At 54.1% G+C, this 22658-nt stretch carries 18 protein-coding genes; 3 read left to right on the top strand and 15 right to left on the bottom strand.

The window, feature by feature from the left end; translation table 11 throughout:
• Window position 1: 1 nt before the first annotated feature.
• The 11 genes from fcl to GBC03_13915 form a co-directional block, all read right to left on the bottom strand.
• Window positions 2-967 carry a GDP-L-fucose synthase gene (gene fcl, locus GBC03_13965; protein ID QFS71238.1) on the bottom strand — a complete coding sequence of 322 codons (966 nt, stop codon included), beginning with the start codon at window positions 965-967 and terminating at the stop codon, window positions 2-4.
• Window positions 968-969: 2 nt separating this feature from the next.
• Complete coding sequence (gmd, locus tag GBC03_13960; protein QFS71237.1) at window positions 970-2091, bottom strand: GDP-mannose 4,6-dehydratase; 1122 nt, start codon at window positions 2089-2091, stop codon at window positions 970-972.
• 11 nt (window positions 2092-2102) lie between these two features.
• On the bottom strand, window positions 2103-2669 hold the full coding sequence (gene wcaF / locus GBC03_13955; protein QFS71236.1) for a colanic acid biosynthesis acetyltransferase WcaF: 567 nt from the start codon (window positions 2667-2669) through the stop codon (window positions 2103-2105).
• A 16-nt stretch (window positions 2670-2685) separates the two neighbouring features.
• Window positions 2686-3432, bottom strand: coding sequence for a colanic acid biosynthesis glycosyltransferase WcaE (gene wcaE, locus GBC03_13950; GenBank protein QFS71235.1), 747 nt, complete (start codon window positions 3430-3432; stop codon window positions 2686-2688).
• A 13-nt stretch (window positions 3433-3445) separates the two neighbouring features.
• The gene (wcaD, locus tag GBC03_13945) at window positions 3446-4666 is read right to left on the bottom strand and encodes a putative colanic acid polymerase WcaD (protein QFS71234.1); all 1221 of its coding nucleotides are present in this window, start codon (window positions 4664-4666) and stop codon (window positions 3446-3448) included.
• Window positions 4641-5858, bottom strand: coding sequence for a colanic acid biosynthesis glycosyltransferase WcaC (gene wcaC / locus GBC03_13940; GenBank protein QFS71233.1), 1218 nt, complete (start codon window positions 5856-5858; stop codon window positions 4641-4643). The genes wcaD and wcaC overlap by 26 nt, the downstream gene beginning before the upstream one ends.
• Complete coding sequence (gene wcaB, locus GBC03_13935; protein ID QFS71232.1) at window positions 5855-6343, bottom strand: colanic acid biosynthesis acetyltransferase WcaB; 489 nt, start codon at window positions 6341-6343, stop codon at window positions 5855-5857. The genes wcaC and wcaB overlap by 4 nt, the downstream gene beginning before the upstream one ends.
• 2 nt (window positions 6344-6345) lie before the next feature.
• Window positions 6346-7188: a colanic acid biosynthesis glycosyltransferase WcaA gene (wcaA, locus tag GBC03_13930; GenBank protein QFS71231.1), complete on the bottom strand. Its 843-nt coding sequence runs from the start codon at window positions 7186-7188 to the stop codon at window positions 6346-6348.
• A gap of 156 nt (window positions 7189-7344) precedes the next feature.
• Entirely contained in the window at window positions 7345-9507 is a 2163-nt protein-coding gene (wzc, locus tag GBC03_13925) for a tyrosine-protein kinase Wzc (GenBank protein ID QFS71230.1), read from the bottom strand.
• A complete protein-coding gene (gene wzb, locus GBC03_13920; GenBank protein QFS71229.1) occupies window positions 9507-9953 on the bottom strand; it encodes a low molecular weight protein-tyrosine-phosphatase Wzb in 447 nt (148 codons plus the stop codon). The genes wzc and wzb overlap by 1 nt, the downstream gene beginning before the upstream one ends.
• Window positions 9954-9958: 5 nt before the next feature.
• Window positions 9959-11095 (bottom strand): polysaccharide export protein Wza, encoded by a 1137-nt coding sequence (locus tag GBC03_13915; GenBank protein ID QFS71228.1) that lies wholly within the window; start codon window positions 11093-11095, stop codon window positions 9959-9961.
• Between the two features lie 674 nt (window positions 11096-11769).
• Here GBC03_13915 and GBC03_13910 point away from each other — a divergent pair.
• A complete protein-coding gene (locus GBC03_13910; GenBank protein ID QFS71227.1) occupies window positions 11770-13353 on the top strand; it encodes a CBS domain-containing protein in 1584 nt (527 codons plus the stop codon).
• A 111-nt stretch (window positions 13354-13464) separates the two neighbouring features.
• On the opposite strand, the gene asmA is transcribed toward GBC03_13910, so the two are convergent.
• From asmA to GBC03_13895, 3 genes are all read right to left on the bottom strand, one after another.
• Window positions 13465-15318 carry an outer membrane assembly protein AsmA gene (gene asmA, locus GBC03_13905; GenBank protein QFS71226.1) on the bottom strand — a complete coding sequence of 618 codons (1854 nt, stop codon included), beginning with the start codon at window positions 15316-15318 and terminating at the stop codon, window positions 13465-13467.
• 21 nt (window positions 15319-15339) lie between these two features.
• Window positions 15340-15921 carry a dCTP deaminase gene (locus GBC03_13900; protein QFS71225.1) on the bottom strand — a complete coding sequence of 194 codons (582 nt, stop codon included), beginning with the start codon at window positions 15919-15921 and terminating at the stop codon, window positions 15340-15342.
• Between the two features lie 91 nt (window positions 15922-16012).
• Entirely contained in the window at window positions 16013-16654 is a 642-nt protein-coding gene (locus GBC03_13895) for a uridine kinase (protein ID QFS71224.1), read from the bottom strand.
• A gap of 326 nt (window positions 16655-16980) precedes the next feature.
• Between GBC03_13895 and GBC03_13890 the strand changes: the two genes are divergently transcribed.
• Complete coding sequence (locus tag GBC03_13890) at window positions 16981-20310, top strand: diguanylate cyclase (protein ID QFS71223.1); 3330 nt, start codon at window positions 16981-16983, stop codon at window positions 20308-20310.
• Here the strand turns inward: GBC03_13890 and alkA are convergent.
• Window positions 20278-21147, bottom strand: coding sequence for a DNA-3-methyladenine glycosylase 2 (alkA, locus tag GBC03_13885; GenBank protein ID QFS73998.1), 870 nt, complete (start codon window positions 21145-21147; stop codon window positions 20278-20280). The genes GBC03_13890 and alkA overlap by 33 nt on opposite strands.
• A gap of 136 nt (window positions 21148-21283) precedes the next feature.
• On the opposite strand from alkA, the gene yegD reads away from it, so the two are divergent.
• Window positions 21284-22636: a molecular chaperone gene (yegD, locus tag GBC03_13880; GenBank protein QFS71222.1), complete on the top strand. Its 1353-nt coding sequence runs from the start codon at window positions 21284-21286 to the stop codon at window positions 22634-22636.
• Window positions 22637-22658 lie beyond the last annotated feature (22 nt).

Raw genomic sequence — 22658 nt, 5'->3', positions numbered from 1 at the left:
TTTACCCCCGGAACCGATGCTGATTCTCAAGAAACCACTGATACGTGCTGGCAAGGCCGGCTTCCAGTGAGATCTCGTGATACCAGCCCAGTTGATGCAGACGCGTCACATCCAGCAGTTTTCGCGGCGTACCGTCCGGCTTCGTGGCGTCAAACACCACGCGGCCTTTATAGCCCACTACCTGCGCGATGGTCTGCGCCAGTTCGCGAATGGTGCAGTCCACACCCGTGCCGACGTTAATGTGCGACAGCATCGGCTGGGTGTTCTCCTGCCAGACTTCGCTGTCCAGCTCCATCACGTGGATGCTGGCAGCAGCCATATCATCGACGTGCAGGAACTCACGCATCGGCGTCCCGCTTCCCCACACCACCACGTCCGGCGCACTCTGCACGGTCGCTTCATGGAAACGACGCAGCAGCGCCGGGATCACATGCGAGTTGCTCGGATGGAAATTGTCATGCGGGCCGTACAGGTTGGTCGGCATCACGGAACGATAGTCGCGCCCGTACTGGCGGTTATAAGATTCGCACAGCTTGATACCGGCAATCTTGGCAATGGCATAGGGCTCATTGGTCGGTTCCAGCGTGCCCTGTAACAGTTCACTTTCCGCCATCGGCTGTTTCGCCAGTTTGGGATAGATACAGGATGAACCGAGGAACAGCAGCTTATTCACGTTGTGCAGATGCGCGGCGTGAATAATGTTGCTTTCCATCATCATGTTCTCAAAGATGAAATCGGCCGGATACGTGTTATTAGCAACAATGCCGCCTACCTTCGCCGCCGCCAGATAAACCTGATCGATCCGCTCAGTGGCAAAGAAGTCCTGCACCGCGCGGCTGTCCAGCAGGTTCAGCTCATCACGCGTGCGCAGAACTAGCTCCACATCGCCGCGTTGTTCAAGCTGGCGGGCAATCGCGGAACCCACCATTCCGCGATGACCGGCAATAAAGATACGTTGTTTGCTCATTCTCAGGACTCCAGCGCGATGGCAACCTCGTAGCCGTGAGATTTCAGCAGGGAGTGTTTCTTCGCCGCTTCCAGATCGTTGGCGACCATTTCGGAAACCATCTCCTGCAACGTAATTTCCGGTTTCCAGCCCAGCTTCTCGTGCGCTTTGGTTGGGTCGCCCAGCAGGGTTTCCACTTCCGCCGGACGGAAATAGCGCGGATCGACGGCGACCATGATGTCACCCGGTTTCACGCCCGGCGCGTCATGACCGGTGACCGAAACCACAATCCCTTTCTCTTCCACGCCTTCACCTTCAAAGCGCAGTTTGATCCCCAGTTGAGCCGCCGCCATTTCGACGAACTGACGTACGGAGTACTGCACGCCGGTGGCGATGACGAAATCTTCCGGCTGTTCCTGTTGCAGCATCATCCATTGCATTTTGACGTAGTCTTTCGCATGGCCCCAGTCACGCAGGGAATCCATGTTGCCGAGGTACAGGCAGGACTCCAGACCCTGAGCGATGTTGGCAATCGCGCGAGTGATTTTACGGGTGACGAAGGTTTCGCCACGACGCGGCGATTCGTGGTTAAACAGAATGCCGTTACAGGCGTAGATACCATAGGATTCACGGTAGTTGACGGTTATCCAGTAGGCGTAAAGTTTGGCAACCGCGTACGGCGAGCGCGGATAGAACGGCGTGGTCTCTTTCTGCGGGATTTCCTGCACCAGGCCGTACAGTTCGGAGGTCGATGCCTGATAGAAACGGGTTTTCTTCTCAAGGCCGAGGAAGCGGATGGCTTCCAGCAGGCGCAGCGTGCCCATCGCATCGACATCGGCCGTGTATTCCGGTGATTCGAAGGAGACCGCCACGTGGCTCATGGCCCCCAGGTTGTAGACCTCATCCGGCTGCACTTCTTGCAGGATGCGCGTCAGGTTAGAGGAATCCGTCAGGTCACCGTAGTGCAGATGGAATTTCGGGTTGCCCGCATGCGGATCCTGATAGATGTGATCGACGCGCTCGGTGTTAAATGAAGAAGCCCGACGCTTAATACCGTGAACTTCATAACCTTTTTCCAGCAGAAGTTCTGCCAGGTAAGAACCGTCCTGCCCGGTTACACCGGTGATGAGAGCGACTTTTGACATTTTATTACCTCTTAATTGATCCCATTAGGGTGTAACGTTGTAACGCGTTCACGCGTTGCCACTGCGGGATTGCCACGGCAAATCGTATTTGCCGGTAGCGATTTAAAAACACTGCTGCGCGCACCGACGACGGTGCCATCGCCTATCGTGACGCCTGGTGCCACGAACACATCCGTTGCCAGCCAGCATTTCTCGCCAATCACAATCGGGGTGGCATTAATATCAAAATGCGCACTTGCGTGATCGTGACTGCCGGTACACAAATAACTTTTCTGCGAAACCACCGCATGGGCGCCAATTGTAATATCGCCAAGCGTATATAAATTAACGTCATCCCCCACCCAGGCATAATCACCAATGGTTAATTTCCACGGATAGGTAATTTTCACTGACGGTCGAATGACTACGTTTTTTCCTATTTTTGCGCCAAACAGTCGGAGCAAAAAAGCGCGCCAGCGATACAACACTTGTGGCGACCAGGCAAATAATGTCGCCTGTACCGCCCACCACAACTGGACTTTGATTGCATTACCGCCCCGAAATCCTTTGGGTACGGTGAAACCACTCAGATCCTGCATATTGCATCCTTATATTTTAAACTTTGTTATATAAGGCTTTCGTTTTACCCGTTGTACGTAAACGTAATAGTTTCGATAATTCAGCCCAAAAACCCGGCACGCGTAATATCTGACGCTGCACTTTTTTCGCGTCTTCGCATAATTCCAGATTATTCGTCGTTGACACGCCGCCCATTGAAAATTCAGACACCAGCCCGTCCAGTTTTTTAAAGTCATAGCCTTCTTTATACAATCTGGCGGCCAACGCATAATCCGATGACACTTTATATTGCAGGTCATAGCGCCAGACTTTCAGTCCTGCCAGCGGGAAAAAGATGGCCTGATGACTTGCCGGCAGGCTGTGATAAATATACCAACCGGGTTTCGCGCTACGTTTCGTTTTATGACCATCGCCAAAATCAAGCAGCGCGTCGCCGGTAATCATCACGTCATCTTTTTGTGTCTTGAGCTGACGGACAACGTGGGTAACATCCGGATGGAAAATATCGCCGGAGTTGAGGAACAGCGCGAACTTTCCACGCGCCATTTCAATGCCCTTGTTCATCGCATCATAGATGCCGTTATCCGGTTCGCTGACAAAGCGTAAGTGATAGTGACCACAGAGGTTTTGCAGAAATTCCTCTGTACCATCATTTGAACCGCCATCCACCACGATCCACTCAAAGCTGATGTCACTCGCCTTCGCCAGATGCGCCAGAGACGCATGGGTTTTGGCGATGCCGTCCAGATTGCGAAACGCGACGGTGATAACACTGAGCAGCATAGGATTAACCTCATCATACTTTTGTAATATTCAGCGCTTTGCGCAAAATAAACGGACAAACAATTAAAAATGCATATTCCGGGCTAAATATTGAACCGGTAAAAAACAGCGACACCGGCGTAAAAAGATAAAGTTGCACCCGAAAATTCTGATTATCGCCAAATGCGTTTAACGTCATTTTAAAGATTTTCCACATGTACCACAGCGTCATTAACACCGCGAACCAGGAAAAATAAATAATCAGCAGATACAAACCATTGTCTATTGTTTTCCCGACATCTGCACCGTTAAAGATTCCGAATGATGCGACATATTCATAAAGTGAGCCAAATCTGACTACGCCATCAATATGGGTTAAAGAATAACCGACCATGACTAACGGGCCCACAATGCGATAATAAGAGGACGACCCTTCCGTGCCTAAATCTCCCAGACGCGTAGAGATATAAGGGAATGCAAATATCACCCCTACCAAAAATACGGTTAATGAGATTATCGCCAGCGGTAATTTTTTCTTTATCGCATCCTTATTCAGATACTGAAACGCCCATTCCAGCAGGTAAAACAGGATAAATGTCATTACCCCTGAAAACGATCCTGATAATATTATCCCTGCCAGAATCATAGCATCGGTTTTAGGCGTTTTGATACCAAACTGTTTGATACTGAGCCAAATTGAGATTAACGCCAGAGCAAAAAATGCCGGTTCGAAATAGAGCGCGGTCGTTCGCTTGCCGCCAAATTTAATAAAATTCAGTACATAGCTATTACTGTAAATTAGATACTTCGAAATGCCTTCCATCAGGCTGCTGCCGCCGGTCAGGATAATTTGCGCCATTTCCGCCGCGGCCAATATCACCACCAGCGCCACCACCAGATAGAAAAAACGCAGGATCTTGCGGTAGTTATGCGGGGAAATGGTTTTGAAACGTATGCTCCAGACCATGCCGATAATGATCACGATATAGACAAACAGCATCGTCGACGTGACGTACTTGCTGGCGTCCAGCGACAGACCGAACAGATAGTTAAACGCCGTAAGCCCTGCCCCAATCCCTAACGCAATCATCAGCTTTTTAATGCTGATGCGCTCAACGAACAGCAGCAATAAAACGGGTAAAAAAGTGACAATGGTGATGGGGAAGCTTTCGCCCAGTTGGGCAATTTTGACGTTGACCAGCAGGTAGATCAGCGGCAGCAGCAGATAGCTACAGATTCTGATAGAACGAGACATATTCCTCCAGCATCTGTTGACCACTGTATGCCGCACGACTGCGCTCGCGAAACGCGCTGAGCGAGGTGCCAAAAACGGTCTGCGCGATCCCGGCCTTATCCATCTGCACCAGTTGTAGCACCTCTTCAGCCGCAAACGTTTTTCCGCCCGACTTATGCAGCACTTCTTGCGCCGCGTCGCTGTGGGTAGCGACCACCGGCACGCCTATCGACAACGCCTCGCATAAAATCAGCGGGTAATTGTCCACGCGGGAGCTGAACACCAGCGCGTCCATCTGATTGAGCGCGCTCATCAGCTTGCGCTTGTCGGTTTCGAAGCCATGATTCACCACGTTTGCCCCGTCAAACGGCGAGAATTTGCCAAAGGTATGCAGCTCAACCTTATCGCCCAGTGCCATCATGTCGCGCACCAGACGCTGATTGGTTTTACCGTCGTAGCGCAGGTCATGAGCAACAATCGCAATTTTCGGTTTTCCCCGGGTCTCATTGACCGGGGACAACTCCGCCAGAATCGCTTCGGTCGCCACATCGATACCGTTATTAATAATGCGACAACGCCCCGCGCCGTACAGACCGTTAAACGCGTCGGCAACGTGTTGGCTCGGAGAGATAAACTGACAGCCCAGCGCCAGCATCTGGCGGAACAATTGACGTTTTCCGTCGACCAGCGCATGCGCACGGTCAACCTTCACCGGCGGGTAATTATTCAGCGTCGGGCATTTCTGACAGCCAGATTTCCACCCCTCGCAGCCGTCGGTAAAGGCGCAACGCCCGGTCACACTCCAGTGATCGTGCAGCGTCCAGACCAGCGTCACGTCCGGCTTGTGGTTTTTCACCTTTTCGCAGAACGCCACCACGTCAGCCAGATTCAGCCAGTAGCTGTGCAGAACGTGAAAGTGCAGCACCAGCGGACCCGGTGTGCGGGTCACGGTACGGTAGAGATTGTTCAGATTGCCAAACAGATCGCGATTGAACAGACGAAACAGGGCGATATTGGCTACCGACGTTAAACGTGGCGTCTGTTTGATGACATGGGAATAGTGACTATGGCTGACGCTCTTCTTCCCACCCTTGCCGTAGCCGTAGATAAATTGCGAAGCCAACCCTTTTTGCAGCGCACGCTGATGCAGATCTAATGCCACTCCAGCCGCACCGCCTTCCGCCAGTCGCACATTAAATTGCAGAATGTTCATTTAATTACCTTAACCCGGGCCTTCTCACCCACCACCAGCGTATTGTCCGGGATGCTGTCTAGCACCACGCTGCCTGCACCAATGGTCACGTTATTACCAATGCGAATGTCACCCAGCAGGATAACGTTGGCCCCCAGCTCCACGCCGTTGCCAATCACCGGACAGGCCAGGCTGTCTGCTCCACGATTGCCGATAGTGACGCCATGACGAACCGTGAAATCATCACCGGCCACCACGTTTTTGTTGATCACCACGGCGTAACCGTGATGAATGGTGAAGCGCCGTCCGATGGTGGCCGCCGCCTGAATTTCATAACCGAACAGGCATTCGGTCATCAGCCGATACAGCACCAGCACCGGCGCTGCCCACAGATTGTTCAGCCCGTTTTTTTTGCGCCAGACGGAGCAGAAATGGGCCACCCGGTAGGCCAGCACCATGCAGCACGGACGCAGACTCCAGCTGTTCGCGCGGATATCCTCCAGCATGCTTATCGTCCTCGCAGTCCATCCGCCAGACGCTTGCCGTTGCGCAGTGAGAACAGCGTCAGCAGCGTGCGCCAGGTCATGCGCTTGTTGCGGATCTGGTAGAGCGTAAACAGCTGATATTTCTTGCTGGCGCGGTCGAATTTGTCTTTGTGCTTGCGGTAAAAATGGAAGTAGCCGGAGAACTTCTTCGGCGACGAAGTGATCTGCATTTCGCCATGATTGATGTGCAGGATTTGCGTCGCCTCCTCCACCTTCCACGGCTCGCCGTACTCCACCACCATTCGCAGAAAAATGTCGTAATCCTGCGCGGCCTTCAGTTCGGTATCGAACAGGCACTCTTTGAAACGCCACGCCCACGTAAAGACCTGATTACCAATGATGTTGCGCTTGTAGAACAAGTGACGCGAGTAAGGGGATTTCGGATACAGCGGCAGGCTCGCCGGCTGAGAATAAACCTCGCCTTCGCAGACATAATCGTTGGCGTATAAAAATGCGTGGGTCACCAACTGATGCTTGTGCGCAAGGAACACGCTCAGGCGGTTTGGTGTCCACTCGTCATCATCATCAATTCCGGTGATGTAATGCCCCTGCGCCTGGACGATGGCCTGATTACGCACCGCGCAGGCGCCAGAGTTGATCTCATTATGGGTGTAACGCACGCGGGGGTCGTTTAATCCCTCAACAAACTGTTGTAGCTGCTCATAGGAGGAGGAGCAATCATCAACAATGATCATCTCCCAGTGGGGATAATCCTGGCGCAGTACCGATTTAATCGCCCGAATGGCAAGCTGTTGCCGGTTCCAGGTTGGCATATAAATGGAAATCAATGGCTTGTCTGTTTTCATCTTCATTTCCCAGGAAATATTGCCGGAGGGCCGAACGTGTAGGCCGGATAAGGCGTTTACACCGCCATCCGGCAGCGATGCCTGACGGCGCAGCGTGTAGGCCGGATGACGCTTTGCTTATCAGGCCTACTCAATGAGCAGGCCACTCACGATTTATTATTTTGTGTCTGATTTATATTCGTACTCGTAGTACCCGTAGTCCTGGTACCCGGTGGCGCGACGGAAGATAGAGTTGAGGATCACCCCTTTCACCTGAATGCCGTTTTGCGCAAAGCGGCCCAGACTGGTTTCCACCTCTTTCAGGGTGTTGACGGCATAGCGGGCGACCATCAGCGTCGTACCGGCATGGCGTCCGACAATTGCGGCGTCGGTGACGGCCAGGATGGGCGGGGTATCTATAAGCACCAGATCGTAGTGGCTGCTCGCCCAGCGCAACAGCTCGCCTAAACGATCGCTCATGAGCAGTTCAGACGGATTTGGCGGCACCTGACCACGCGGTACGAGGTCAAAGTTGGCAATGGACGTGGGTTTCGCACAGGAGGCAATATCCCCTTTGCCGACCAGAATCTCAGACAGGCCGTTGACGTTGTTGGTACCGAGCAGTTCGTGGGTATAGCCCTTGCGCATATCGCAGTCGATCAGCAGCACACGCTTGCTGGTCTGGCTGATCACCGCCGCCAGGTTGGCGCAGACAAAGGTTTTCCCGATGGACGGACTGACCCCGGTGAGCATCAGCACATTGTTTTGCGCCTGCATCATGGCGAAATGGAGGCTGGTACGCAGGCTGCGCACCGCTTCGATCGCCAGATCGGTCGGATTGCCCACCGCCAGCAGTTGACTCTGTTTGTAACGCTTGACGCCCTTCACGGTCTTGACGTTATCCCGCGCTTTCTGCCATTCCGACAGCGGAATGCTGGCGTACACGCTGATGCCATTCTCTTCCAGCACCTGCGGGCTTTCGATACCGCGGTTGAGCAGTGAACGCAGCAGCACGCCCACAATGGAAAGCATCAGGCCCAGGATGATGCTACCGAGAACGATCAGCGCTTTCTTTGGTTTCAACACGCCGGGCTGAGCAATGGCCGGGTCAACGATCCGCACGTCCCCCACGGTGCTGGCCTCGGTTATCTTCAGCTCCTGCTGTTTGTTCAGCAACTGCATGTAAACCTGCTGGCCGGACTCTACATCACGCGTCAGACGCACAATCTCCTGCTGCGTTTTCGGCATCGCCGTCACACGTCCGTTCAGTTTGGCTTTTTCATCTTCCAGCGCCTGACGTTTTTCCAGCAGCGTGCGGTACGCCGGGTGTGCTTTGGTGAAGAGCTTGGAAATTTCTGCTTCTTTAAAGGTCAGTTCGTTGAGCTGCGCGTCGATGTTAACCATCGAGTCCAGCACCGCTTTGGCCTCCAGCGGTAAGTCGACGGAGTCTTTATCCTGACGGAAGGCATTGAGTTTATTTTCCGCCACGTCCAGATGGTTTCGCACCTCCGGCAACTGTTTCGCCAGGAAGGCCAGGCTTTTCCCCGCCTCTTCCGATTTGCGCTCAACGTTCTGTTCCAGATAGTTGCGGGTAATGCTGTTGAGGATGTCGCGGATCTGTTCGCGATCCTCACCGGTAAAGCTCAGGCTAAGCACCCCGGTATCCTTGCCGTTTTCCGTCACCGTCAGGTTATTTTGCAGATTATTGATCATCCCCAGAGTGGAGAATTTGGTGACGGTAAATTCGGTATCCGGGCGGGCGTGAATTTCACTGACCACCATCGTGACGCCGTCTTTACTTAGCGTCTGACCAGTCTGTCCGTGCGCGCTGAAACCGCCGTCGCTGTACAGCTCATAACGTTTATCGTTCAGTACTTTCAGGGTGAAGGTCTGTTCGTTCATCCCTTTCGGCAGGGTAAAGGTGGTGACTTTCGCCGATTCATTCTGGCGCCCCATCAGCCGTTCCCAGCCCGCACCAAACAGCGGGAAAGTGTTCTTAGTAACCGAAATATCCAGATCCAGATCGTCTACCGTTTTGCCTAATACCAGACGCGACTGGATCAATTGAATTTCCGCTTCGGAGGCCGGCGGTTTATTGGATAACGCAGAGCCAATATCCTGCACCAGTGAGTTGCCGGTGTTTTGTTCAATCTGTACCAGCGCATCCGCACTATAGATAGGCGTAGCGAAAAGCGTGTAAATCACCGCGCATAGCGCAAAGACCGCCGTAATGCCCAGCACCCACCAGCGTGCTTCAATGACGGTTCCCACCAGGCGACCGATATCAATCTCATCGTTGCCCGTTACCGGAGCGGCAGACTGTTTTACTTTTTCTGTCATTATTTTACCTGCTCTGCGTTCAATGCCTGCGCCCACTGGCGAGCAGACCGTTCAAGTAATGCGTACACCGCTTCAAACGCCTCGCGGCTTTTGCGATAGGGGTCGGGAATGTCGCGCTCGTTATCCCAGTGACCGAAAAGCATGACCTTGCCGCGCATCTCGGGCGCCATTTCGTGCAGAGAGGCGATATGCCTTTTTTCCATCGCCAGGATCAGGTCATAGTCCCGGCACAGTCGTCCGGTAACCTGCCGCGCGCAGTGCCCTTCGAGAGAAAGTGCATGGCTGGCTGCGACGTTCACCGCCGAGGCATCAGCGCCTTTTCCCACCAGCGCCCCCAGACCGGCGGATTCCACTGTAATCTGCGGGTGATACTGTCTGAGCAGGCGCTCTGCCGTTGGGGAACGGCAAATGTTCCCCACGCAAACCACTAATATTTTGTTAAACATGACGATTACCAGTTATGAAGGTCGCTGGCCGTATCCGTCATGTAACGGACACCGCTGATGGTCGGCAGCAACTGATTGATCAGACGGTTCCAGCGCGCAACCGGTGCGGTCGTGACATACACCACGTCATACGGTTGTAGACGGAATTCCGTCGCCATGACCAGAGAGGTCGCATCAGACATATCGAGCTGATAGATGTTGGCAATCTTGCCGCCCGGGCCTTTGCCTTTCAGCGGACGGATCACGAAGATGCCGCTGGCGTTGGAGGTGGTCATATCGATACCTTCGGCATTACCCAGAGCTTCGGTCAGCGTCATGCCGCTGAAGTCCATTTTGAGTGTGCTCTGTTTTTTCACTTCCCCCATCACGAACACTTTCAGATCGTCATTACGCGGCACATAGAGGATGTCACCCGGATAGAGCAGACGGTTCTGGCTGAGATCGCCGTTTTGCATCAGCGCCTGCAGTGAAATGCGTTGTTCTTTACCCTCGTGCGTTAGCACCACGTTGCGCCAGTCGGCCACTTCCGTCAGGCCACCGGCGGCGTTAATCGCGTCCAGCACGGTCAGCGGCACGTTGGTGATCGCCTGCTGTCCGGATTTATTCACTTGCCCGGAGATGTAAGCTTTTTGCGAACGGAACGCGGCGATATTAACGTCCACCTGCGGGTCAGCAATGTACTTCGCTAAGCGCCCGGTAATATCACTGCGGATTTCTGCCAACGTTTTTCCGACCACGCTAACCTTGCCGATGTAGGGATAAAACATGGTGCCATCGGGCTGAACCCAGTTGCCGGTATCGCTGGAGCTACGGTATTGCCCAGCAGGCGTGGTGAGTTCCGGGTGATCCCAGACGGTCACACTCAGCACATCCCCCGCGCCAACGCGGTACTGATAGCTGGCGAGTTCCTGGTCCAGCGACATATTCGGTTGGGCGACGTTAGGGCGAGGACGTAATTGTTCAACCAGTCGCGGAGTGAGTGGATACACGTTCACCATCCGGTCGAGATCAAAATCAGCGTCTTGCTGTTTAATCACGTCTTTACCCATCGTAGACATATTGCTGCCCGGAAGTACTGTGCAACCGCTTATCAAGGTTACCGACACCAATAATGGCATCAATTTCATTTTGGATTTCATCATTGATTATTTATCACTTTGGCAGAGTAATTATCCTGTGCAATTTAAATAGCGACTTCGCCGTACACATTTACATTGCAGTTAATTGAAAAGAAATTTAACTGGCATCAGTCCTAAAAAAATTGAATTCATCCGTAAGCTATTGACAGAATAATGCAGACTCGTCATCAGGCGTTCAGGCACGCTACCGCCCCTGGCTTTTTAGCTACCAATACACTGATTAGGTTATGTTTTTCAAGCCTCGTCATTTCGTGATTTGCCGCAACAGAGAAATACGTAAGGCATTCTGAATGTCAGCCATTAATGAAACGGGATCCAACTTAATATATTTACTCTTCCATCATTAACGCTGGAAGAATTGTTACAGCTAACGTAATTGCAGGCAAGGTAACAAGCCTGCTATTCTCTGTTTTTAAGATTAATATTAAGCGATATATTGACCTGTTTTTAGGAATTACTTGAGGTTGACAGAATCTATTTCCTCAATTCACCCTGCGATATTTCCTAAATAGTTTTTAGCTTTTTTAATTATTCCCGACAGAAACTTTATGGTTATTTTCAGTACAGTCAGTAAGATGAATACGCGAGAAATCCCTTCTCGCCATTGCATTTTCCGTCCGCTTTATCCATGATCGAATTGTGACAATTGTCATATAACGAAAGGTTTTACGTTTACTATGGAATGGATCGCCGATCCGTCAATCTGGGCGGGACTGGTCACGCTGGTCGTGATCGAATTAGTCCTCGGCATTGATAACTTAGTCTTTATTGCCATCCTCGCAGAAAAACTGCCACCTGCGCAGCGTGACCGTGCGCGCGTCACCGGGCTTATCCTGGCAATGCTGATGCGCCTACTGCTGCTGGCATCGATCTCGTGGCTGGTCACGCTGACAAAACCGCTGTTTAGCGTGCAGGGGTTGAGCTTCAGCGCCCGCGATTTGATTATGCTGTTTGGTGGCTTCTTTTTGCTGTTTAAAGCCACGATGGAGCTGAACGAACGACTCGAAGGGAAGGACAGCGACAACCCCACCCAGCGCAAAGGGGCGAAATTCTGGGGCGTGGTGGCGCAAATTGTGGTGCTGGACGCCATCTTCTCGCTCGACTCAGTGATCACGGCTGTCGGTATGGTGGATCACCTGGCGGTGATGATGGCGGCGGTGATTATTGCCATCAGCCTGATGCTGCTGGCAAGTAAGTCACTCACCCGCTTTGTGAACAGCCACCCAACCATTGTCATCCTCTGTCTCAGTTTCCTGCTGATGATCGGCTTCAGCCTGGTAGCGGAAGGCTTCGGCTTCCGGATCCCGAAAGGGTATCTGTACGCCGCAATTGGCTTCTCGGTGATGATCGAAGCGCTTAACCAGTTGGCTATCTTCAACCGCCGTCGTTTCCTGTCGGCCAATCACACGCTGCGCCAGCGTACGACCGAGGCGGTAATGCGCCTGCTGAGTGGGCAGAAAGAAGAAGCCGAACTGGATGCGGAAACCGCCTCGATGCTGGTTGACCATGACGACAGCCAGATTTTCAACCCGCAGGAACGTCGGATGATTGAGCGCGTACTCAACCTCAATCAGCGTACCGTCAGCAGTATTATGACCTCGCGTCACGACATCGAACATATCGACCTCACCGCACCGGAGGAGGAGATTCGCGCCCTGCTGGAAAAAAACCAGCACACGCGTCTGGTGGTGACCGGCGGTCATGATGAAGAAGATCTGCTCGGCGTGGTGCACGTTATTGATCTGCTGCAACAGTCGCTGCGCGGTGAACCGCTCAACCTGCGGGTATTGATTCGCCAGCCGCTGGTGTTCCCGGAGACGCTGCCGCTGCTTCCGGCGCTGGAGCAGTTCCGCAACGCGCGGACGCACTTTGCCTTTGTTGTGGATGAATTTGGTTCGGTAGAAGGGATCGTAACGCTGAGTGACGTCACGGAAACCATCGCCGGTAATCTGCCGAACGAGGCACAAGAGATCGATGCCCGCCATGACATCCAGAAAAACCCGGACGGCTCGTGGACCGCAAACGGCCATATGCCGCTGGAGGACCTGGTGCAATATGTCCCGCTGCCGCTCGATGACAAACGGGAATACCACACTATTGCGGGCCTGCTGATGGAAGAATTGCAGCGCGTGCCGAAGCCGGGGGAAGAAGTTCAGGTGGGCGATTACCTGCTCAAAACGCTACAGGTAGAAAGCCATCGCGTGCAGAAAGTGCAGTTAATTCCATTGCGCAACAATGATGAGATGGATTACGAGGTTTAACGTTAAAGGATGCCGGATGAGCGTTAGCCCTATCCGGCATTTCCCGCCGAATCAGTTTGTAGGCCGGATAAGACGCACAGCGTCGCCATCCGGCACACACGCCCTGCCGAATCAGAGTTTATCCAGCAGCTTCTTCACGTCTTTGCCGTTGCGGGAATCTTTATTGCGATCCGCCCAGTCGTTCAGGCGACGCTTCGCTTCATCCTGCATATGCTTACGCAGTAGCTGATCAACCTGCAGATTGTAATTCAGCGCCTGCCAGTTACCGTAGACCCGTAGCGGAACCGGGGTTGCCTTCAGGAAATCGATCAGCTTGCCCTCGCCCTTCCAGCCGTCCAGAACCCGCACGTTAAACTGCGTATCACAGGTTTGTCCGACCAGGTCGAGCGTCCCCTGGCCCGTCAGGCTCAGCATCGTGGATTCCCCTTCCATGTTATCCAGCATCAGCTTACCGCTATCCAGCGTCAGGTCCGTGACAAAGCGCGCCAGACGAGTTGCGTTATCGAAGTTTTGCATCGACTGTACATCGCCGCCGCTGCGTTCTACGGCCTGCTGAATCAACTGCTGGAAGTTCATGCCGTCCATCCGCGTGTCGCGCATGTCAACATGGGCTTTCCCCTGCCAGCTATGGCGGAATGACTGCGCATCGATATCCGCACCAGAGAAATCACCCGCCAGCGACATCTTGCCGGTCAGGGCTATCGGGTAATTGAATGCCTTAAGGATCGTGCCGATTTCGACCTCGTCCAGACGCGGCTGGAACACCACTTGCGGGGTTTGCGCACGCGTATCCAGCGTCCCTGGCAGCGATATCGTTCCGCCGTCGAGCTTGCCTTGCAGTTCGGCAATAGTCAGCACGTCGGACTGATTTGTCATGCGGCTACTGACGTCGGTAAAATTCATCCCACGCCAGATAACGGTATCCGCTTTCAGCGCGATATCCGCACTAAAGCCTTTCAGCCCCTGATAAGCAGGTTCATCCACACGACTTGAAATCACCGGACGCGCCAGCGGCGGCTGACTGCCCCCTTGCTCCGTCGAACCGTTAGTACTGCTGGCGTTCTCAGGTGGGGCTAACAGGTTATCCAGATTCAATCGGGCAAATTGCAGATTGACGAGCCACGCCGGTTGTTCACTCAGCGTCACCTGCACGTTTCCGGTTAGCGAACTGTCGTTCGCCGTCACATTGAGCTGGCTGAAGGTGAGCGTTTTTTTCTCTTCCTGCCACTGCGCCTGCAGTTGTCCCTGCCCCTGGATGCCCTGTTTCGGCAGATCGGCGCCCTGCAATTGCCAGCTTAACTGCTGAATACCGGCGGTTAAATTATGTGGATAGTCGGAGGCATCAACGGTTCCGTTGAGGGCAAGGGTAAGGTCGCGCTGGTCGCGATTCACACGTCCGGAAAATTCGAAGGAACCGCGATGCTGCGCATCCTGCTCCATCTCCAGACGAATATCGCGAACGGTGACCTGTTCATCATTTTCATGCTGAAAGACCAGCACGCTGTCCGCCACGCGCAGACTGGCAACATCAAACGACCAGCCGCGATCTTCGGCGACGTCGGGCAAGGTGTTGTCTCTCGGCGCCACCGGCGCGTTTGCGCGGCGTACCGCTTCCGTTTGCGGCGTCAGCTGAATCACTGCGCCTTTGAGCATCACCTGTTTGACGCTGAGCTGATGGCTCAGCAGCGGCCACAGTGCGACGTCCAGACGCATGTTATCCGCGCGAATCAGAGGCTCACTGGCCCCTTCTGCCGTTAATACCATGCGCCCGGAGAGGATGCTGAGCTGCGGCCAGACGTGCCAGCGCAGTGGGCCGTCCAGTTGCAGTTGATAACCGCTGCGCGCGGCCACCTGTTGCACCATATAGGCACGAAAATCATTCGGATTGACTAGCAATACTAACGCAGAGAAGCCGGCCACCAGCACGACCAGCAAAATCATCAGCGTCGTCAGAAATCGTCTCATGCTATCCTCAATGGATTAGACTCAGTCTTTATCAATCCGGCTGGCGACAGCACCCTGCTGATCGCGATACTTCGCATCTTCACGACGGTTGTACGGTCGAAGCGCAGGCCCCGAAAGCGGCTCGAAGCTCAACGCGCCGATCAGCATTCCCGGGCGCAGCGCCAACGGTAATTTACCGGAATTATAGAATTCCAGCACAATACAGCCGGACCAGCCCGGATCGATACGGTGCGCGGTCACATGGACCATCAAACCGAGGCGCGCCAGTGAAGAGCGGCCATCCAGCCAACCCACCAGATCCGCCGGCAAAGTCACCGACTCATAGGTCACCGCCAGCGCCAGTTCACCCGGATGCAGGTAAAATGCGTCACCTTCAGCCAGTACGATCTCGTCGCTCATCACGCGATCCAGCGCGGCGCTCACTTCCGCTTTTGGCCCGCTGAGATCGATAAAAGCAGCGGTATGTCCACTAAATGTACGAAATTTATTGCCCAGGCGCACATCCACCGTCGCACCATTAATGCGCTCAACGGGCGGACGCGGGTTGATCGACAAACGGCCTTCATCAAGCCAGGCTTCAATATCTCGGTCACACAGACGCATGGCACTTTCTCCTTTCGTGCATCGGGCACTTAACGCATTGTGCATTAAGGGCAAACCAGGTTATCACTGAACGGTACACAATTCGCCGGGCTTATTCAAAGAACTGACTGATTTTCGCTTTCAGAATATCGATAGCGATGCGATTTTTCCCACCACGCGGCACGATAATATCAGCGTACTGTTTAGACGGTTCAATAAATTGCAGGAACATCGGACGCACGGTCTTCTGATACTGCGCCATCACGGAATCCATCGAACGACCGCGTTCATTAACATCACGTTTGATACGGCGCATCAGACAGATATCCAGCGGGGTATCGACAAAAATGGAGAAGTTCATCTCTTCACGCAGGCGCGCGTCGGTCAGTAGCAAAATCCCTTCAAGAATGATGACTTTCTTGGGTTCAACGCGAACCGTCTCTTTCATGCGGGTATGTTCAACATAGCTGTAAACCGGCAACTCGATCGCCGAACCCCGTTTAAGGGCCTGCAGGTGCTGAAACAGCAGACTGTGATCCATCGCGTTCGGATGGTCGTAGTTGGTTTTGACGCGTTCTTCCATCGACAGATGGCTTTGATCTTTGTAATAGCTGTCTTCGGGAATAACGCCGATATGTTCGTCACCGACTTGTTCACGCAACTCGCGATAAAGGGTACTGGCAATAAGACTCTTGCCGGAAGCCGATGCGCCAGCGATACCGATAATGACGCACTGATGAGACTGATCAGTCATAAATTTAGCGACCTGAATAACCTGGTTAGGAAGGACGACGCCGCACGGGCGTCAAACGCGGCAATTATAGGGATTTCAGCCGGACGATACCAGTCGAGATAGCAGGGAGCGTATTTAGCCCCCAATGATTCCCTGTCGCAAATTTATTTGTTCAGATTTGGAGCAACTCGCGGAATTAACCCGATTTCGCAGTAATTAATCGCCATATAATGTCAAATTATGAGCAACTGGGATATAAATTGTAAATTGTTTGTACTAGCATAAACAGAGATTACTACGATGCGTCCGGGCGTTCCGCGACGTTCCGGACACTCGGATACAGGGTAATGAGTAAACAATTCCAACATGTTTTAGTTACCTTGCCGCATCCTCTGCTGCGCGTCGTCAGTTTAGGGCTGACGGCTTTTATTTTTACCCTTTTCTCGCTGGAATTATCACAGTTTGGTACCCAGCTCGCCCCGCTCTGGTTCCCGACGTCTATCATGATGGTGGCCTTTTACCGTCATGCCGGGCGCATGTGGCCGGGCATTGCGCTTGCCTGCTCGCTGGGGAGCATTGGCGCATCGCTGGTCCTGTTTCCCCCCAGCGCGCTGAATTTTACCTACACGGCGATCAACATCATTGAAGCCGCCGTCGGCGCAATGCTATTGCGTAAGCTGCTCCCCTGGTACAACCCATTACAGAATCTCAATGACTGGCTACGTCTCGCCTTCGGCAGTGCGGTTATCCCGCCGTTGTTGGGCGGAATTCTGGTCTGGATGTTGTCTGCGCACGAAACGCCGCTGAAAGCGTTTCTGATTTGGGTCCTGTCGGAATCCATTGGTGCCCTGGCGCTGGTGCCGTTGGGCTTATTGTTCAAACCGCACTACCTGCTGCGCCACCGCGATCCGCGCCTGCTCCTTGAGACGCTGCTGACGCTGACGGTGACCTTAGTCCTGAGCTGGTTCGCCATGAAGTATGTTCCATGGCCCTTCACATTAGTGATCGTGTTACTGATGTGGAGCGCCGTGCGCTTACCGCGGATGGAGGCATTTCTCATTTTTCTCGCCACCGTCATGATGGTGTCAATGATGATGGCATCCGATCCGTCGCTGCTGACCACCCCCAAAGTGCATGTGATGAACAACCTGCCGTGGCTGCCGTTCTTAATGATTCTCTTACCGGCGAACATCATGACCATGGTGATGTATGCTTTTCGCGCCGAACGTAAGCACATTACGGAAAGCGAAGAGCGTTTTCGCAACGCGATGGAGTACTCGGCGATCGGCATGGCGCTGGTTGGTACGGAAGGGCAATGGCTGCAGGCCAACAAAGCGTTATGTCAGTTTCTTGGCTATAGCCAGGATGAATTACGCTCACTGACCTTTCAGCAACTCACCTGGCCGGAAGATCTGGATAACGATCTGGAACAACTCACGATGCTGGTGTGCGGCGACATTAATAGCTATTCAATGGAGAAACGCTATTACACCCGCGCAGGCGAGGTCGTCTGGGCGCTGCTGGCCGTTTCGCTGGTCCGCCATCCTGATGGCACGCCGCTTTACTTTATTGCCCAAATCGAAGATATCAACGATCTCAAACATACCGAATGGGTCAACAAACGGCTGATGGAACGCATCACGCTGGCCAATGAAGCCGGCGGCATCGGGATCTGGGAGTGGGAACTGCAACCCGACGTCATCAGTTGGGATAAGCGCATGTTCGAACTGTACGATGTCCCCGCCCACGTTAAGCCTACCTGGTCGGTCTGGTACAATTGTGTGCTCCCGGAAGATCGCGAGCATGCAGAAAAGGTGATTCGTGACTCATTAGCCGCGCGCCTGCCCTTTAAGCTGGAATTCCGGATTGCGGTCAACGATGGCATCCGCCATATCCGCTCGCTGGCGAATCGGGTGTTAAATAAAGATGGCGAAGTCGAACGACTACTCGGCATCAACATGGACATGACGGAAGTGAAGCAGTTGAATGAAGCGCTGTTTCAGGAAAAAGAGCGTCTGCACATCACGCTGGACTCCATCGGCGAAGCGGTGGTGTGTATTGATGTCGACATGAAGGTCACCTTTATGAACCCGGTCGCTGAGAAGATGAGCGGCTGGCAGCAGGAGAATGCCATTGGCATCCCGCTGTTGACGGTGTTGCGGATCACCTTTGGTGATAACGGCCCGTTGATGGAGAACATCTACAGCGCCGATATGTCCCGTTCCGCCATCGAACAGGATGTGGTTCTCCATTGTCGCAACGGCGGCAGTTACGATATTCACTACAGCATTACCCCACTCAGCACGCTGGACGGCGGCAATATCGGTTCGGTGCTGGTGATTCAGGACGTCACCGAGTCGCGCAAGATGCTGCGCCAACTGAGCTACAGCGCCACCCACGACGCCCTCACCCACCTGACCAACCGGGCCAGTTTTGAAAACAAACTGAAGCAACTGCTGCAAACCGAGCGCAATTCGCATCAGCGTCACGCACTGGTCTTTATCGATCTTGATCGCTTTAAAGCGGTGAACGACAGCGCCGGTCACGCGGCGGGCGATGCGTTGCTGCGCGAACTGGCGCAACTGATGCTTAGCATGTTGCGTTCCAGCGACGTGCTGGCGCGGTTGGGTGGCGATGAGTTCGGACTGCTGCTGCCGGAGTGTAATATTGAAAGCGCGCGCTTTATCGCCACGCGGATCATTAACGCCGTCAACGATTACCACTTTATGTGGGAGGGCCGCCTGCACCGCATTGGTGCCAGCGCCGGGATTACGCTTATCGACGAAAACAACTGTCAGGCGGTTGAGGTAATGTCGCAGGCGGATATCGCCTGTTATGCCTCTAAAAATGGCGGACGTGGTCAGGTGACCGTGTATGAACCACAGCAGGAACTGGCGCATCACGAGCGCGCGATGATGTCGCTGGATGAGCAGTGGCGGATGATTAAAGATAACCATTTGCTGATGGTCGCCCGCGGTGTGGCGTCCCCGCGCATTCCCGAAGCGAGCAATTTCTGGCTGATCTCGCTGCGCCTGTGGACCAGCGAAGGGGAAGTCATGGAAGAACAGGCCTTCCGGGCCAGCTTAGTCGATCCGGCGCTCAACCATGCGTTAGATCGCCGCGTACTCCATGAGTTTTTTCATCATGCAGCTCCGGCAGTTGCCAGTAAAGGATTCAGCGTCGCCCTGCCCCTTTCCGCTGCCGGGTTGACCAGCGCAACGCTTATCGATGAGATCCTGGATCAACTGGAGCAGAGCACCCTGCCGGGACGCCTGCTGCATCTGATGGTGCCTGCAGAAGCGCTGTTGCTGCATCCGCAGGAGAGCGCCTCGGCACTCCAGAAATTACGTCAGGCAGGTTGTCACATTATTGTGAGTCAGATTGGCCGCGATCTGCAGATCTTCAATCTGATGACCAAAAGCATGGCGGATTACCTGCTGCTCGACAGTGATCTGAGCACCAGCATTCACGGCAATATGATGGATGAAATGCTGGTGTCGATTATTCAGGGTCACGCCCAGCGTCTGGGCATTAAAACCATCGCCGGGCCGGTGCAAACGCCGATCGTCATGGATACGCTATCGGGCATTGGTGTCGATCAGATTTATGGCGACATCATCGCCGAAGCGCAGCCGCTGGATCTGCTACTCAATACCAGTTATTTCGCTATCAACTGACGGCTGCCATCCCTCGGTATACCAGATATGTAATAACGCGTAGGAGCGCCAGGGTTTCCAGCGCTCCGCATAGCGACGGATTTGCGCGGGGGTCATCCCCGGAAAACGCTGCTTGATCAGATAGTCGTCAGGCAAAAACACATCCTTCGCCTGCCAGCCGCGCAGGGCAAAATAGCTTGCTGTCCAGCGGCCTATTCCCGGAAATTCCTGTAGCGTTTTAATCCCCTGTTCGATATCTTCCGGCGGCTGGGTTATCAGTGTTCCATCCCGCGCGACCTGCGCCAGATGGATGAGCGCGTTGGCGCGCATCAGCGGCATACCCAACGTTTTCAACTCCAGCGGATCGGCTGCGGCTAACCGTTCAGGGGTCGGAAAGCAGACGTACTGCGGTGCGTCCGCTAACACGTCGCCATATAAACGTGCGACTTTCGACGTCAGCTTTGCCGCCATCGCCACACTCACCAGTTGGCCCAGAATCGCACGAACACCCTGCTCAAAGGCGTCCACCGAACCCGGCAGGCGCAGCCCCGGACGCGCCGCGCCCAGTTCACCTAAAACATGGCCTATCTGCTGAGGTTTACAGCGCAGGTCGAAGAGTCGTTCCATTTTTTCAAGACAGATATCCGCGACCGGCAGCAGCCCTTCGCTCAGCGTGACCTGAAGCGTGTGAGTTACCGTGTCGGGGACGACGGTGATGATTCCCGTGTGCTGACCTATTGCCAGACTCCGCGTGTAGCGTAACGCCTCTACCGTTTCCACACCGCTGACCGCACGAGCGGCAAGAAAACCTAAAATCCATGACCAGTCATACGGCGGCTGCCAGCTCAGGGTAAACATCATCTTCTCCTTTTTCTGCAAACCTTCAGCATAAACGCTATTCAGGCGTTGTGCTTTGCTTTCATATTCCAGTTGTCGCGACGACGACATTTCGCTAAAGTCACGCCCCTTCTTCACTGGCATGGGGATTTCTAAGGTGTTTATTGGATTTGATTACGGTACCGCTAACTGCTCTGTCGCCGTCATGCGCGACGGCAAGCCGCAACTGCTGAAAATGGAAAACGGCAGCACGCTGCTGCCCTCCATGCTTTGCGCGCCGACGCGTGAATCGGTGAGCGAATGGCTCTACCGCCATCATGATGTGCCGACACCGGACAATGAAACGCAGGCGCTGCTGCGCCGGGCCATTCGTTTTAATCGCGACGAGGACATTGACGTTCACGCCAGCAGCGTACAGTTTGGCCTGTCATCGCTTGGGCACTATATTGACGACCCGGAAGAGGTGTACTTTGTTAAATCGCCGAAATCCTTCCTCGGCGCCAGCGGGCTGAAGCCGCAGCAGGTCGCGCTGTTTGAAGATTTAGTCTGCGCAATGATGCTGCATATCCGTCAACAGGCGCAAAACCAGCTCCCTGAAACCATCACCCAGGCGGTCATTGGACGTCCTATTAACTTCCAGGGATTAGGCGGCGATGAAGCAAACCGCCAGGCGCAGGGCATTCTGGAGCGTGCGGCAAAACGAGCCGGATTCCAGGATGTCGTTTTCCAGTATGAGCCCGTCGCGGCTGGGCTGGACTACGAAGCGACATTGCAGGAGGAAAAACGTGTCCTGGTGGTAGACATCGGCGGTGGTACCACCGACTGTTCGCTATTGCTGATGGGGCCGCAGTGGCATCACCGCGCCGACCGCGAGTCCAGCCTGCTCGGGCACAGCGGCTGTCGTGTTGGCGGGAACGATCTGGATATCGCGCTGGCATTTAAACACCTGATGCCGCTGCTCGGAATGGGAGGCGAAACGGAAAAAGGGATCGCCCTGCCAGTACTGCCCTGGTGGAATGCGGTGGCTATCAACGATGTCCCGGCGCAAAGTGATTTCTACAGCAGCGCCACGGGCCGCCTGCTGAACGACCTGGTGCGCGATGCCCGCGAACCGGAACAGGTGGCACTGCTGCTGAAAGTCTGGCGTCAGCGTCTCGGCTATCGTCTGGTCCGCAGCGCTGAAGAGGGCAAAATTGCACTGTCCGCCCAGCCCGAGATAAACGCAACGCTCCCGTTTATCCGTGACGATCTGGCAACCGTTATTAGTCAGCAGGGACTGGAGAGCGCGCTGGAACAGCCGCTCACCCGAATTCTGGAACAGGTGCAACTGGCGCTGGATAACGCCCAGGAAAAACCGGAGGTCATCTATCTGACCGGCGGTAGCGCCCGCTCGCCGCTGATCAAAAAAGCGCTGACCGCCAAACTGCCGGGCATTCCCGTTGCCGGAGGCGATGACTTCGGTTCCGTCACCGCCGGTCTGGCCCGCTGGGCTGAGGTGGTATTCCGCTAAACGCCTCGCATGCTGAATGCGG

This window comes from Citrobacter telavivensis, assembly GCA_009363175.1.
GTDB lineage: Bacteria > Pseudomonadota > Gammaproteobacteria > Enterobacterales > Enterobacteriaceae > Citrobacter_A > Citrobacter_A telavivensis.
This window is presented reverse-complemented; position numbering and strand designations above follow the sequence as displayed.

What these genes read in the sequence shown, in the direction of transcription:
- GBC03_13915 (QFS71228.1), bottom strand. Translation starts at nt 11,095, where the DNA reads ATGATGAAATCCAAAATGAAATTGATGCCATTATTGGTGTCGGTAACC.
- wcaD (QFS71234.1), bottom strand. Translation starts at nt 4,666, where the DNA reads ATGTCTCGTTCTATCAGAATCTGTAGCTATCTGCTGCTGCCGCTGATC.
- wcaE (QFS71235.1), bottom strand. Translation starts at nt 3,432, where the DNA reads ATGCTGCTCAGTGTTATCACCGTCGCGTTTCGCAATCTGGACGGCATC.
- wzb (QFS71229.1), bottom strand. Translation starts at nt 9,953, where the DNA reads ATGTTTAACAAAATATTAGTGGTTTGCGTGGGGAACATTTGCCGTTCC.
- asmA (QFS71226.1), bottom strand. Translation starts at nt 15,318, where the DNA reads ATGAGACGATTTCTGACGACGCTGATGATTTTGCTGGTCGTGCTGGTG.
- wcaF (QFS71236.1), bottom strand. Translation starts at nt 2,669, where the DNA reads ATGCAGGATCTGAGTGGTTTCACCGTACCCAAAGGATTTCGGGGCGGT.
- GBC03_13890 (QFS71223.1), top strand. Translation starts at nt 16,981, where the DNA reads ATGAGTAAACAATTCCAACATGTTTTAGTTACCTTGCCGCATCCTCTG.
- GBC03_13910 (QFS71227.1), top strand. Translation starts at nt 11,770, where the DNA reads ATGGAATGGATCGCCGATCCGTCAATCTGGGCGGGACTGGTCACGCTG.
- GBC03_13900 (QFS71225.1), bottom strand. Translation starts at nt 15,921, where the DNA reads ATGCGTCTGTGTGACCGAGATATTGAAGCCTGGCTTGATGAAGGCCGT.
- gmd (QFS71237.1), bottom strand. Translation starts at nt 2,091, where the DNA reads ATGTCAAAAGTCGCTCTCATCACCGGTGTAACCGGGCAGGACGGTTCT.
- wcaB (QFS71232.1), bottom strand. Translation starts at nt 6,343, where the DNA reads ATGCTGGAGGATATCCGCGCGAACAGCTGGAGTCTGCGTCCGTGCTGC.
- wcaC (QFS71233.1), bottom strand. Translation starts at nt 5,858, where the DNA reads ATGAACATTCTGCAATTTAATGTGCGACTGGCGGAAGGCGGTGCGGCT.
- alkA (QFS73998.1), bottom strand. Translation starts at nt 21,147, where the DNA reads ATGTTTACCCTGAGCTGGCAGCCGCCGTATGACTGGTCATGGATTTTA.
- wzc (QFS71230.1), bottom strand. Translation starts at nt 9,507, where the DNA reads ATGACAGAAAAAGTAAAACAGTCTGCCGCTCCGGTAACGGGCAACGAT.
- GBC03_13895 (QFS71224.1), bottom strand. Translation starts at nt 16,654, where the DNA reads ATGACTGATCAGTCTCATCAGTGCGTCATTATCGGTATCGCTGGCGCA.
- wcaA (QFS71231.1), bottom strand. Translation starts at nt 7,188, where the DNA reads ATGAAAACAGACAAGCCATTGATTTCCATTTATATGCCAACCTGGAAC.
- fcl (QFS71238.1), bottom strand. Translation starts at nt 967, where the DNA reads ATGAGCAAACAACGTATCTTTATTGCCGGTCATCGCGGAATGGTGGGT.